12 protein-coding genes and 2 pseudogenes are annotated in these 12,051 nt (G+C 71.4%); 6 read left to right on the top strand and 8 right to left on the bottom strand.

What is annotated here, in order from left to right:
- On the bottom strand, window positions 1–694 hold a 694-nt coding region (locus HO151_RS07570), incomplete at its 3' end, for a helix-turn-helix transcriptional regulator (RefSeq protein WP_173894564.1).
- A 215-nt stretch (window positions 695–909) separates the two neighbouring features.
- Between HO151_RS07570 and HO151_RS02995 the strand changes: the two genes are divergently transcribed.
- Both HO151_RS02995 and HO151_RS02990 read left to right on the top strand, forming a co-directional pair.
- A complete protein-coding gene (locus tag HO151_RS02995; protein ID WP_173894563.1) occupies window positions 910–1,602 on the top strand; it encodes a DUF4232 domain-containing protein in 693 nt (230 codons plus the stop codon).
- Window positions 1,603–1,683: 81 nt separating this feature from the next.
- Window positions 1,684–2,574 (top strand): NAD(P)-dependent oxidoreductase, encoded by an 891-nt coding sequence (locus HO151_RS02990; RefSeq protein ID WP_368039398.1) that lies wholly within the window; start codon window positions 1,684–1,686, stop codon window positions 2,572–2,574.
- A 63-nt stretch (window positions 2,575–2,637) separates the two neighbouring features.
- Here the strand turns inward: HO151_RS02990 and hemB are convergent, their stop codons facing one another.
- Entirely contained in the window at window positions 2,638–3,630 is a 993-nt protein-coding gene (hemB, locus tag HO151_RS02985) for a porphobilinogen synthase (protein WP_173894561.1), read from the bottom strand.
- A 10-nt stretch (window positions 3,631–3,640) separates the two neighbouring features.
- The gene (locus tag HO151_RS02980; RefSeq protein WP_368039397.1) at window positions 3,641–4,237 is read right to left on the bottom strand and encodes an ATP-binding protein; all 597 of its coding nucleotides are present in this window, start codon (window positions 4,235–4,237) and stop codon (window positions 3,641–3,643) included.
- Between the two features lie 113 nt (window positions 4,238–4,350).
- Between HO151_RS02980 and HO151_RS02975 the strand changes: the two are divergent.
- Both HO151_RS02975 and HO151_RS02970 read left to right on the top strand, forming a co-directional pair.
- Window positions 4,351–5,109: pseudogene (locus HO151_RS02975) on the top strand (helix-turn-helix transcriptional regulator); the annotation flags it as partial.
- On the top strand, window positions 5,051–5,359 hold the full coding sequence (locus HO151_RS02970; protein ID WP_368039399.1) for a DUF397 domain-containing protein: 309 nt from the start codon (window positions 5,051–5,053) through the stop codon (window positions 5,357–5,359). The pseudogene HO151_RS02975 and the gene HO151_RS02970, both read left to right, overlap by 59 nt.
- A gap of 54 nt (window positions 5,360–5,413) precedes the next feature.
- Here HO151_RS02970 and HO151_RS02965 read toward each other — a convergent pair whose 3' ends face one another.
- The 4 genes and pseudogenes from HO151_RS02965 to HO151_RS02950 form a co-directional block, all read right to left on the bottom strand.
- Window positions 5,414–6,160 (bottom strand): SDR family NAD(P)-dependent oxidoreductase, encoded by a 747-nt coding sequence (locus tag HO151_RS02965; RefSeq protein WP_173894560.1) that lies wholly within the window; start codon window positions 6,158–6,160, stop codon window positions 5,414–5,416.
- A 233-nt stretch (window positions 6,161–6,393) separates the two neighbouring features.
- Window positions 6,394–7,536, bottom strand: coding sequence for an acyl-CoA dehydrogenase family protein (locus HO151_RS02960; RefSeq protein WP_173894559.1), 1,143 nt, complete (start codon window positions 7,534–7,536; stop codon window positions 6,394–6,396).
- 74 nt (window positions 7,537–7,610) lie between these two features.
- A pseudogene (locus HO151_RS02955) lies at window positions 7,611–7,724 on the bottom strand (SDR family oxidoreductase); the annotation flags it as partial.
- 28 nt (window positions 7,725–7,752) lie between these two features.
- Complete coding sequence (locus tag HO151_RS02950) at window positions 7,753–8,835, bottom strand: helix-turn-helix transcriptional regulator (protein WP_173894558.1); 1,083 nt, start codon at window positions 8,833–8,835, stop codon at window positions 7,753–7,755.
- Between the two features lie 202 nt (window positions 8,836–9,037).
- Between HO151_RS02950 and HO151_RS02945 the strand changes: the two genes are divergently transcribed.
- Window positions 9,038–9,529 carry a peptidase inhibitor family I36 protein gene (locus HO151_RS02945; RefSeq protein WP_173894557.1) on the top strand — a complete coding sequence of 164 codons (492 nt, stop codon included), beginning with the start codon at window positions 9,038–9,040 and terminating at the stop codon, window positions 9,527–9,529.
- A 120-nt stretch (window positions 9,530–9,649) separates the two neighbouring features.
- A complete protein-coding gene (locus tag HO151_RS02940; RefSeq protein WP_173894556.1) occupies window positions 9,650–10,675 on the top strand; it encodes a hypothetical protein in 1,026 nt (341 codons plus the stop codon).
- A 124-nt stretch (window positions 10,676–10,799) separates the two neighbouring features.
- On the opposite strand, the gene HO151_RS02935 is transcribed toward HO151_RS02940, so the two are convergent.
- Window positions 10,800–12,051 (bottom strand): uroporphyrinogen-III synthase (locus HO151_RS02935; RefSeq protein ID WP_173894555.1); only part of this gene is annotated, 1,252 nt, incomplete at its 5' end.

The raw sequence follows: 12,051 nt of genomic DNA, 5'->3' as shown, positions 1-12,051 counted from the left end.
CGGGACCGCCCGCCGGGGTCGGACCTGAAGCTGCCGGAGCACCCTCCGGCGCCGGAGCCGGAGCCGGAGCTGCCGGCCCGGCGGCCGGTATCTCGCTCCCGGGCGAAGCCCCGTCCCCGCTCCCAGCCGCAGCCGCGGCCCCAACACCGGCCACGGGCCTGGTCTCGGCCCCGGACCCGGTCCTGGGGCCTGCCCCGGACTCAACCCCGGACTCGGTCTCGGGACCTGCCCCGGACCCAGTCCCGGTCCCGGACCCGTTCTTGGGCTCGGTCCCGGAGCCGGACTCGGACCTGGAGTCGGACACGGACCCGGCGCCGGAGCCGGACACGGACCCGGCGCCGGAGCCGGGACCGGTGCCGGAGCCGGGCTCAAAACCGCCCCCGGAACCGGTCCCGAGCCCGGTTCCGGGACCGGCCCCCAGGCCGGTCCCGGAACCACCCCCCGTCGGCCGCTGCTTGCGTCGTGCGTCCGCCAGGATCCACCGCCGGTGCAGCTCCACCAGTTCCCCGGGCGTCGCCCTGCACATCCGCGCGAACCGCTCCACGGGCGCGTAGTCCGTCGGCACGGCCTCCCCGTTGACGTACCGGTGCAGCGTGGACGCACTCGTGTGCAGCCTCTTCGCAAGCACCCCGTAACTGAGCCCGGACCGCTCCTTCAGCTGCCCCAACAGCTCGGTGAACTCGTCCCCCGCCACCGCTCTCCCTCTCTCCGCGTCCCGGATCCGCATTCCAGGGGTAGGTCGTTCCCCCAGGTCAAAGCCGTTACAGCCATTCCAGCGTCCCGGAATTGCCGCCGGATGTGGCGCCCGGGACGGACCACCGCACAAGCTTGGGCCATCCAAGCACGCCGCTCCCGGTATCCGGTCGAGCGGTCCGCGTCACCATCCGTACCGCACCAGGGGGATCACTCATGTCCGCACGCACCACCCGTACCCGTCTGCTCGCCGCCGCCGCGCTCACGGTCGCCACGCTGTCCCTGACCGCGTGCAGCAACGCGGACGGCGTCCGTGACGAGGGCGCGCCGGCCGGCTCCTCGTCCGTGGCGCCCTCGTCGCAGGGGAACAAGGGAACGTCCACGGACACGGACACGAACACGGACGCAAACACGGGCACGGACGCAAACACGGGCACGGGCCGGGCCGAAGCCGTGGCGGCCAGGACCGACAAGACCGCCAAGACAGGCAAGGGCTCCTCCGCCCTCACCCCCTGCACCGACATCCAGGTGACCGCCACCCCGGTCAACCGCCCCCTCAACCACCTGCTCCTCACCGTCACCAACACCGGCTCGAAGCTCTGCCACGTACCCAACTACCCGGTCGTCCGGTTCGGCGAGGCCCAGTCCGTGCCGCCGGTCGTCGAGGAGTCCAAGCCGCAGGCCGTGGTCACCCTGGACCCGGGCGAGTCGGGCTACGCGGGCGTCGGCCTCTCGGCGGCGGACGGCAGCGGCTCCAACGGCTACACGGCCGAGTCCCTGGAGGTCTACCTCAACACCGACTCGGACACGCCCGTCAGCCCGTCGCTCCCCGCGGAGGGCGTGTACGTGGACGACTCGATCTACGTCACCTACTGGCAGGCGACGAGTGCCGACGCCCTCACCTGGTGACACCGGTCGGCCCTCGCTCACCACGAGGTAAGCATCTGACCAAATAGTGGGTACTTGTGACGAGTTGAGACGCCGACCAGCATGGTCGTCATGGCATCCCTCAACTCGTCACACACCCCTGTCACCGTCCTGGGCCTGGGCCTCATGGGCACGGCACTCGCGACCGCCCTCCTGAGGGCCGGTCACCCCACCACGGTCTGGAACCGCACCCGGTCCAGGACGGAACCCCTGACCGCCCAGGGCGCGACCCCGGCCGACACCCCGGCCCGGGCCGTCGCGGCGAGCCCGCTCGTCCTCGTCTGCGTGACGACGTACGACGACGTCACCGCCCTCCTCCGGCCGCACACCGCCGAGTTGGCGGGCCGCACCCTGGTGAACGTCACCAACGGGACGCCCGAGCAGGCGAGGAAGTTCGCGGCCTGGGCCGAGGAGCACGGCATCCGGTACGTCGACGGCGGCATCATGGCCGTACCGCAGATGATCGGCACCCCGGCCGCGTACGTCCTCTACAGCGGCGACCGGCAGGCGTACGAGACCCACCGTCCGGTCCTCGAAGCCCTGGGCGGCACCCGCTGGACGGGCGAGGACCCGGGCTTGGCCGCCCTCTACGACCTGGCCCTGCTGACGGGCATGTACGGCACGGTGATGGGCGTGGTCCAGTCCTACGCCCTGATCCGCTCCCAGGGCGTCGAGGCCCGCGAACTGGCCCCGCTGCTCTCCGACTGGCTGAACGCCATGACGGCGAGCCTGGTGCCGCACACGGCCGAGGCGGTCGACACGGGCCGCCACCTGACCGACGTGTCCAGCCTGGCCGTCAACCAGGCGGCGTTCCCGAACATCCTGACCGCCTTCGCCGACCAGGGCGTACGCACCGAACTCTTCGACCCGCTGCGGGAGTTGTTCGACCGGGCGGTCGCCGGGGGCCACGCGGACGACGGCTTCTCCCGCCTGGTGGACCTGCTGAAAGTCTGACGGCACGGCACGGCACGGCACGGCACGGCACGCCCCGGAACGACCCGTCCCGAGCACGCCGGGTCACCGCAGCTTCTGCGCCACCTCGACGGCCCAGTACGTGAGGATGTTCCGCGCGCCGGCCCGCTTGATGCCGGTCAGCGTCTCCAGGATCGCCTTGTCGCGGTCGATCCAGCCCTTCTCGGCGGCGGCCTCGATCATCGAGTACTCGCCGGAGATCTGGTACGCGGCCACCGGCACGTCGGCCGCGTCCGCGACGCGCGCCAGGATGTCGAGGTAGGGGCCGGCGGGCTTGACCATCACCATGTCGGCGCCCTCCTCCAGGTCGAGCGCCAGTTCCCGCAGCGACTCCCGCGCGTTCGCCGGGTCCTGCTGGTACGTCTTGCGGTCGCCCTTCAGGGAGGAGCCGACGGCCTCCCGGAAGGGCCCGTAGAAGGCGGACGAGTACTTGGCGGTGTAGGCCAGCACCGCCACGTCCTCGCGCCCGATCTGGTCGAGGGCGTCGCGGACGACCCCGATCTGGCCGTCCATCATCCCGCTGGGGCCGACCACATGGGCTCCCGCGTCGGCCTGGACCTGGGCCATCTCGGCGTACCGCTCCAGGGTGGCGTCGTTGTCGACCCGCCCCTGCGCGTCCAGCACGCCGCAGTGCCCGTGGTCGGTGGTCTCGTCCAGGCACAGGTCGGACATCACGAGCAGCTCGTCCCCGACCTCGGCCCGTACGTCCCGCAGGGCCACCTGCAGGATTCCGTCCGGGTCGGTCCCGGCCGTCCCCACCGCGTCCTTCTTGGCGTCCTCCGGCACGCCGAAGAGCATGATCCCCGAGATCCCGGCGGCCACGGCCTCCGCGGCGGCCTTCTTCAGGCTGTCCCGCGTGTGCTGCACGACCCCCGGCATGGCCTCGATCGGCACCGGCTCGGACACCCCTTCGCGCACGAAGGCCGGAAGGATGAAGTCGGCGGGGTGCAGCCGGGTCTCGGCCACCATGCGCCGCATCACGGGACTGGTCCGCAACCGCCGCGGCCGCGCACCGGGAAAGGATCCGTACGAAGTCATACCACCAACGCTACGCCCGCCCCACCGGTGCGTTTGCCGACGCGCGGTCGGCCTCCGGGCGGGCCCCCGCGGCGTGCCCCGGGTAGTCGATCTCCGCCCACACGGCCTTGCCCGGTCCCGGTCCGGTCCGCACCCCCCAGCGGTCCGCCGACTCCTCGACGAGCAGCAGGCCGTACCCCGACTCGGCGAGCGCGGCGTCCGCCGCCGCGGACCGTGCGGGCAGCCGGTCACCGGACAGGTCGGCGACCTCGACACGCAGCGTGCCGGACCGCATGAGGAGGAGGGTCAGGCGGAAACTCCGGCCGGGGACCTGGCCGTGCAGGACGGCGTTCGCGGCGAGTTCGGCCACGACGAGCCGGGCCGGGTCCGGCGGGAGACCCCACACGCACAGCTGCTCGGCCGCGAGCACCCGGGCGAGACGGGCGCCCCGGCGTGTGGCGGAGAGCGGCACGGTGAAGCGGTGCGGCGGGATCGGGGGGACGAGCGGGGTTGTCTGCTGATTCACATCACCCAGCGTGTTCACCCGTGCGTAATCTGTGAAGTACGGCAGCCCGTGCGACCGCTGGATGTCCGCGCGCCGTCCGGTTCCGTCCGGGCGGTACGGCATGTCCGGCCGCGGGCGGGCGCGTTGGACCGGGAAGGGCTCGGCGGGAGCAGGGGAGGACGGCGGACGTGAACGGCTGGGACCCGGAAGCGGAGGACGACGAGGCCGGAGCCGTGATGCGGACGGTGGTACGGCAGCTGAAGCTGTGGCGCGAGGCGGCCGGTCTCCCCCAGGCCGAGTTCGGGGAGGCCATCGGGTACGGGGAGGAACTGGTCTCCTCGGTGGAACGGGGACGGCGCATCCCCCGTCCCGAGTACCTGGACCGCGCGGACGAGGCCCTGACGGCGGGCGGCAGGATCGCGGCGCTCAAGGAGAACGTGGCGGAGGTCCGGTACCCGAAGAAGGTGCGGGACGTGAAGCGCCTGGAGGCGGAGGCGGTGGAGATCTGCTCGTACAACAACTCCGTCGTGGACGGCCTTCTCCAGACGGAGGAGTACGCGCGGGCCGTCTTCGGCTCCCGGCGGCCGACCTTCGCGGAGGACGAGTTGGAGCGACGGATCGCCGCCCGCCTGTCCCGGCAAAAGATTGTGCACACCCTGCCCGGCATGAGCTTCGTGCTGTGCGAGGCGACATTGCGCCGCCTGATCGGGGGCAAGATGGTGATGCGCGCGCAACTCGAACGACTGTTGCAAGCCGCTCGGTTGCGCAACGTCGATCTGCAGATCCTGCCTCTGAGCCGAGAGGAGAACTCGGGTCTGGGTGGCCCCTTCCGGCTGCTCAAACTCGGCAACGGGACCACTGTCGGCCTGTACGAAGTGCAGCTCGCCGACCGCGTGATCACGGACCCGAAGGAGACCACGGTCCTCGACATGCGTTATGGAACCATCCGGGCGCAGGCTCTCACGCCGCAGGAGTCGTCGGCCTTCATCCGCCGCAGGAGTCGTCGGCCTTCATCGAGAAAGTACTGGGAGAGTCATGACATACCAGCCCTCTGGCGAAGCCGGTTCCGAGCTGGAGTGGATAAAGAGCAGCTACAGCTCGGACGACGGCCCCTCCTGCGTCGAGGTCGCCATGCCCACCGCCGCCCACATCCTCATCCGCGACTCCAAGAGTCCCGAGGGGCCTCACCTCACCCTCACCCCCGCCACCTGGACGGCCTTCCTCCCGCACGCGGTCGGCCGCTGAACGCGAGCGGGACGCAGGAACAGACCTCCGCCGTGACGGTGGTCGCCGGGTCGTTCAGACGGCGAGGCGGCCGCCGTCGGCCACGATCACCTGGCCGGTGACGAAGCCCGCGCGCTCGCTCGCCACGAACGTGATGACCTCGGCGAGTTCCTCGGGCGTGGCGTTGCGCTTGAGCGGATTGACCTCGGACCAGCTGGAGAACTGGTCGGCGCCGATGAAGTCCACCACGTTGTCGCTGGTCACGTTCCCGGGGGCCACCGCGTTGACGCGTATGCCGTACTGGCCCCACTCCGCGGCCCAGCTGCGGGTGAAGGATTCGACGGCCGCCTTCTGCGCTCCGTACGTGGCCATGTGCGGCATGGCGATCGCGGCGGCGATGCTGCTGACGTTGATGATGTTGCCGCCGCCCCGCTGGATCATCCCCCGGACCAGTCGTGTGCTGAGGACGAAGGTGGCGTGCACGTTGGTGTCCCACGTCTCCGCGTTCGCCTCTCTGTCCTGGTCGAGGGCCGGCTTGATGCTGGCCCGGTAGCTCGCCGCGTTGTTGACCAGTACGTCGATCTCACCCGCCTCCTCGGCCAACCGCTCGACGTCGGCGAGATCGCTGAGGTCGGCGAGGACGAACCGGGCCTTTCCTCCGGCGGCGATGATGTCGTCCACCACCTGGGCCCCGCGCTCGACGTTGCGGCCGGTGATCACCACCGACGCTCCGTCGCGTGCGAACGCGTGCGCCGTCGCGGCGCCGATGCCTCCTCGCGCCCCCGCACCCGTGACCAGGACGCTCTTGCCCTCGAAATCCATGGTGTGCTCCTCGAAAAGAAAGACGTCTGAGAGAGATGTCTGAAGAGAGATGTCCGACGGCGCGCGCCGAGATCGGCGGCGGCGTTCCGGCCTTGGTGGCCGCGCTGGACGTGCACCACGGTAGGACCGGCCGGACATAGAGGCAAATAATGTGAGTGCATACTCTGCATTGACATCCCCTATGTCACAGCGCGGGCCGGAGGAGCCTCACCTGCGAGGCGATTTCGGGAGCCTCAGAGCATCCCGGAAGGTGCTTCGTCGACGCCGAGCAGAAGCACGCCGTAGTCCTCTTCGACGACGTGGGAGGTGAACTGGACGTGCCGCGTCCCCACCGCGAAGTCCCGCCAGTACCGCTGCAAGGGGTTGGAGCTGTCCAGGCCGGTGGAGCCGTGCAGGTCCAGCAGGTCCTCCAGGGCGCTGCGGCACTCCCGCACGGCGGCGATCAGATCCATGCGGAGCCGTGCGCGCTCTTCGGCCGCAAGCACCTCGCCGGGCTGCGTGGCGTCGACGGCGGCGGCGATCCCGAGCATGCGCCGTTCAGCGGTGTCGATCCTGTGCGCGGCGACGGCGAGGTTCCTCCGGGCGCCGGGCGAGTCGGCCAGGGTGGGGTGGGCGGGGTTCGGCGACGTCCGCTTGGCGAAGACGTCGACCACGACGTCGAGGGCGCCGCGCGCGGCGCCCCACAGGGGGGCGAACAGCCCGACCGCGATCGCGATGTTGGACAGCGCGGCGGCGATCCGGGGCAGGTCGAGCAGATGGGAATCGGGGATCCACACGTCGTCGCCGACGAGGGTGTGGCTTCCGGTGCCGCCCAGCCCCGCCATGTGCCAGTCCCGGTCGACGGTCAGATCCCGGGTGCGGGCGAACACCGCGGCCGGCTGCGGCGGGCGGTCACCCTCCCCGGGCAGTCGCACGGAAAGCATCGCCCACTCGGCCAGTTCACATCCCGAGGCGTACGACCACCGGCCGGAAATGCGCAGCCCGCCGGGCTCGCGCACGGCCGTCCCGGGCCGGGCGGACGAGCACACCACGCTGTCGACATCGCGGAACGCGTCCGCGTACGCCTCGTGCGACGTGCCGATCTGCAACAACCGCTTCGCTTCGTAGGTCGTGGCCGCGACCCAGGCCGTCGACGGACAGCCCCGTCCGAGCTCGGCCAGGAACCGGACCCTCGTGCTGAGGTCGGCCTCCACTCCTCCGTCAGAACGGCGCACTCCTAAGGCGAACGCGCCCGCGGCCCGGGCGGCGGCGGCACTCACGCCGGTGATCCGCCGGTCCCGCTCGGTCTCGGCGGCTTCGACCGCCAGCTGCTTCGCCGCCGTACGAGCGGCATCGAGCAAGGAGGCGGACGCACTGTCGATACTTTCCGTCGTCATGCGCGGGCAACTTTCCACGATCGACATCTATTCCCCGGGTGACGCCGGCCGCCGGGCCGGACGGCCGACGCCGGTCAGGCGAGGGCGCCGAGGGTGAAGCCGCCGTCGGCGACCAGCTCGGCGCCGGTGGCGAAGCGGGCCTGGTCGGAGGCGGCGAAGAGGACGAAGTCGGCGATCTCGTCGGGGGTGGCGTTGCGGGTCCCGTCCGAGGAACCGTCACCCTTCCCGCCCCGGGGGCCGTCCCCTCCCGGACTCCGCCGCCCGCCTGCCCGCCCGCAGTACGGCGGCCCCGGTGGGGGTGAGCGTGTGGAGGACGGTCGCCCCGCAGCGGTTGCTGGTGATCAGCCCCGCCGAGCGCAGGGCCGTGGCGTATCTGCTGGCGGACGGGGCGGAGATGCCGACCGCCCGTGCGATCTCGGCGTTCGTGGCTCCGACGGCCGCCGCGCACAGCACACCGGCCCGGGCGCGGCCTAGCAGCCCGGTCAGGCTCGCCGGGGAGCCGGCCGGGCCGGCCGAGCTGTCGGAGAGTCGCTCGCCCCACCTTCCCGGCGGACCCGGCGAGTCCGGCCGCGGGGCCGGGGCCTCGTGGTGCAACGGGTAGACCAGGACGGGCGGCAGCCGCGGGTCGGCGAGGGTGGTCGGGGTGTGCCAGCAGAAGTACGACGGGACGAGCGTCAGCCCGCGGCCGTTCAGGTGCAGGTCCCGGTCGCTGGACGGGAAGTCGACGTGGAGGACGGACCGGCGCCGGTGCATGGTGGGTCCGAGCCCCGTCAGCATCCCCTCGACGCCGCCGTCGAGGAGGGCCCGGCACCGCATCGCCCGTTCGGCCTCCAGGCGGGCCTGCATCTGTTCCTCGTAGGGGGCGATGGCGGCGTCGTGGTAGGCGCGGATCGCCCGCACGAGTTCCTCCCGGGTCTCCCGCTCCGCGAGCCGCGGGGCCCAGGCGGGGGCGCCCACGAGGCGGTCCAGCTGCGCCACCTCCGCCAGGACCTGGCGCGGCGGGGTCGCGAGGACGGCCTCCAGACCGGCGTCGAGCCCCTCCCTGGACTCGGGCGGGGTCAGGAAGTCGGGAAAGTAGGACGCCCTCGGAAAGACGGGCAGCAGGATCTCGCGCAGTACGCGGCCGAGCCCTTTCTCCTCCAGCCGGACGCGGGTCGCCCTGTGCCACTCCGCGTAAGCCCAGCGTCCTTTTCGCGTCTGGAAACGGTGCAGGCTCGCGGTGATCTCCCACAGCGCATTCGGTGATCCGGCACATCGCGTACGGGCCAAATCGGCGTCTGTGAAATGGATGCGGAGCATTCCCCTCCCCCCGATGACACCGGCTTTTTCACCCAGGTGATACATCATTGCCCAGCGTGACCCTCTGGGCAATGCTGGAACGGAAAGCTCATGGCATCCGTGTGCACATGCCTGATCAAAGGCATATGCGCATCGGTCAAGCGCGTAAATCGGCCAGCGGAAAAGCGAATGGCCGAAACACCCCGGACCGAAAGGGAAGATTATGAGACGGGTATGGGCGGTGGCGGCGGGAGCCGTGCTGGCCGTGGGAGGCATGACCGGTACGTCCGCGGCCAGTCCGGCGGGCGGCTCCGACGGCACGTCGGCGGCCGCGATGCCCACCAGCGTGAAGACGGCCGCGGCGCCGGCCGGCTGCAACTCGGGCAGCCTCTGCTTCTGGAACGGCCAGAACTACACGGGCGCCGGACCGGGTCAGCTGTCCGGCAGGAACCCGGACTGGTCGATCTTCAGCAACAGCGCCTGCCCCAACGGGAACTGGGACAACTGCGCCTCCTCGATCTACAACAACGGCGTCAACTGCAACTCCGTCACCTGGACCAACAAGAACTACGGCGGAGGCTTCTACAGCCTGTACCGGGGCACCGGTGAGACCCAGCTGGCCTCCTCGCACAACAACGCCTTCTCGTCCAACAGCTGGATCTCCCCCAGCAACACCACCACGTCCACCTGCAGCGGCCCGAACCCCTACGGCTGACCGGGCCCGGCGGTGTCCACCGGGCGACCGGCGGACACCGCCGCGCGCCACACACCCGCGGCACGTCCACGAAGGACGCGAAGGACACGAAGGACACGAAGGAGCAGTGGGGGCACCCTCATGGCACACGGCGTCACAGCACACGGCCGGATCTTCAGGACGAGCGTGCTCTCCTGCGGTGCCGCGGCGTTCGCGCTCACGCTGACGGCCTGCACGTCATCCGGGGACGGGGACGGGGATGCGAACAGGGACGCGAGCAGGGACGCCGCCGCGTCCGGCCTCACCGCGGCGGAACTCGACCTGCTCACCCGGTCCGGGAACCACCCCCGGGACGACGCCGTGCTCCACCACGCGGAGACGAGGCTCATCGCGGCGTGCATGACGGAGCGGGGTTTCCGCTACGAGGTCGACGCGTTCGTCCCGCCCTCCGGCTCCCCCGAGGAACGCCAATTGAACCTGGAGGAGCGGCGCACCGAGGGATACGGACTCCATCGCCAGTACACCACCGGAAAACCTGCCGCCTCCCCCACCTTGTCCGCCTCTCCGGAAAGCGGGAAACGCGGGAAACGCGGGAAATCCCTGACGAACGATCAATACGTCGCCCGGTTGTCGACAGAAAAGGCGGCGGCGTACATGCGCGCCCTGCGCGGCGGGAAAACCGATCTCCGCGCCATGCGGTTCGGCCGGGAAAGGACGATCACCTTCTCGGAAGCGGGCTGCGAGGCCGAGAGCCGCAAAAGGCTGTTCGGTGAACTGGACGACTGGGCCGCGGCGACCTATCTGCCCCAGAACCTCAACAGCTCCCTCACGGACGTCGTGACGGCGGACGCGAAGTACACCGCGGCCATGCGGGACTGGCGGACGTGCATGGCCGGGAAGGGGCACCGGTACCGGACGCCCGACGAGGCGGCCGAGCGGCTGAAGGCGGAGTACCAGGAACAGGGGGCGACGCAGAGCCTCCGGCGCCGCGAGATCGGCGTGGCGGTGGCCGACGGCACGTGCGCCGCGCGGCTGCGCATCCCCTCGGTCGTCCTGTCCCTGCGGAAGCAGTACGCGAACTCGCTCCCGGAGGCCGACAGGAGCCGCCTGCGGCAGGCCACCCGGATCTGGACGAGGGCACTCGACCGGGCCGGGGCACCCGACTGAGGCAGAACGAAACCGACCGCGGCCGGACGCGGGCGAGGCGAACCGCGGCCGGTCACCGGACGCAGGCGGGGCGCACTCGACGAGTGCGCCCCATGCCCCTCACGGCCTCACCGCTGCCCGCGGCTCAGGTCGTCGACCGCCTCCGCCGGGACCCGGGCCGCCGCTCGCTGGGCCGGGTGACGGGGTCCCCTGCCTCCACCGCGGAGGCCCGCCGGCGCAGCCCGAACTCCGCCAGCGCCTCGGCCAGCTTGTGCACGGACGGCTCGGGCGACATGACGTCGACCCGCAGCCCGTGCTCCTCGGCCGTCTTGGCCGTGGCGGGGCCGATACAGGCGATCACGGTCACGTTGTGCGGCTTCCCGGCGATGCCCACCAGGTTGCGCACGGTCGAGGACGACGTGAAGAGCACCGCGTCGAAACCGCCGCCCTTGATCGCCTCACGCGTGTCGGCCGGCGGCGGCGACGCCCGTACGGTCCGGTAGGCCGTGACGTCGTCCACCTCCCAGCCCAGCTCGATCAGCCCGGCGACCAGCGTCTCCGTGGCGATGTCGGCCCGCGGCAGGAACACCCGGTCGATCGGGTCGAAGACCGGGTCGTACGGCGGCCAGTCCTCCAGCAGCCCCGCGGCGGACTGCTCACCGCTCGGCACCAGGTCCGGCTTCACGCCGAAGGCCACCAGCGCCTTCGCGGTCTGCTCGCCCACGGCCGCGACCTTGATCCCGGCGAAGGCGCGGGCGTCGAGCCCGTACTCCTCGAACTTCTCCCGTACGGCCTTGACCGCGTTCACCGACGTGAAGGCGATCCACTCGTAGCGGCCCGTCACTAGCCCCTTGACCGCCCGCTCCATCTGCTGGGGCGTGCGCGGCGGCTCGACGGCGATCGTCGGCACCTCGTGCGGTACGGCCCCGTAGGACCGCAGCTGGTCGGAGAGCGACGCCGCCTGCTCCTTCGTGCGCGGCACGAGAACCTTCCAGCCGAACAGCGGCTTGGACTCGAACCACGAGAGCTGCTCGCGCTGGGCGGCGGAGGAACGCTCACCGACCACGGCTATCACCGGCCGTCCGCCCTCGGGCGAGGGCAGCACCTTGGCCTGCTTGAGCGTCTGCGCGATGGTGCCGAGCGTCGCGCACCAGGTGCGCTGGCGGGTGGTCGTACCGGCGACGGTCACGGTCAGCGGGGTGTCGGGCTTGCGCCCGGCGGCGACGAGCTCGCCCGCGGCCGCTCCCACGGAATCGAGGGTCGTCGAGACGACCACGGTCCCGTCGGACGCGCCGACCTCGCTCCAGCAGCGCGCCGACGCCGTACGGGCGTCGACGAACCGCACGTCCGCGCCCTCGGCGTCCCGCAGCGGCACACCCGCGTACGCGGGCACGCCC

The sequence above is a fragment of the Streptomyces sp. 8P21H-1 genome (genome assembly GCF_013302945.1).
Note: the sequence above shows the minus strand (reverse complement) of the source record. Positions and strands in the feature narration are given on the sequence as shown.

Bases quoted from the DNA above. Each gene is read 5' to 3' on its own strand.
- HO151_RS02940 (WP_173894556.1), top strand. From the start codon at position 9,650: ATGGCACACGGCGTCACAGCACACGGCCGGATCTTCAGGACGAGCGTG.
- HO151_RS02945 (WP_173894557.1), top strand. From the start codon at position 9,038: ATGAGACGGGTATGGGCGGTGGCGGCGGGAGCCGTGCTGGCCGTGGGA.
- hemB (WP_173894561.1), bottom strand. From the start codon at position 3,630: ATGACTTCGTACGGATCCTTTCCCGGTGCGCGGCCGCGGCGGTTGCGG.
- HO151_RS02970 (WP_368039399.1), top strand. From the start codon at position 5,051: ATGGAACCATCCGGGCGCAGGCTCTCACGCCGCAGGAGTCGTCGGCCT.
- HO151_RS02965 (WP_173894560.1), bottom strand. From the start codon at position 6,160: ATGGATTTCGAGGGCAAGAGCGTCCTGGTCACGGGTGCGGGGGCGCGA.
- HO151_RS02980 (WP_368039397.1), bottom strand. From the start codon at position 4,237: ATGCCGTACCGCCCGGACGGAACCGGACGGCGCGCGGACATCCAGCGG.
- HO151_RS02995 (WP_173894563.1), top strand. From the start codon at position 910: ATGTCCGCACGCACCACCCGTACCCGTCTGCTCGCCGCCGCCGCGCTC.
- HO151_RS02960 (WP_173894559.1), bottom strand. From the start codon at position 7,536: ATGACGACGGAAAGTATCGACAGTGCGTCCGCCTCCTTGCTCGATGCC.
- HO151_RS02990 (WP_368039398.1), top strand. From the start codon at position 1,684: ATGGTCGTCATGGCATCCCTCAACTCGTCACACACCCCTGTCACCGTC.
- HO151_RS02950 (WP_173894558.1), bottom strand. From the start codon at position 8,835: ATGCTCCGCATCCATTTCACAGACGCCGATTTGGCCCGTACGCGATGT.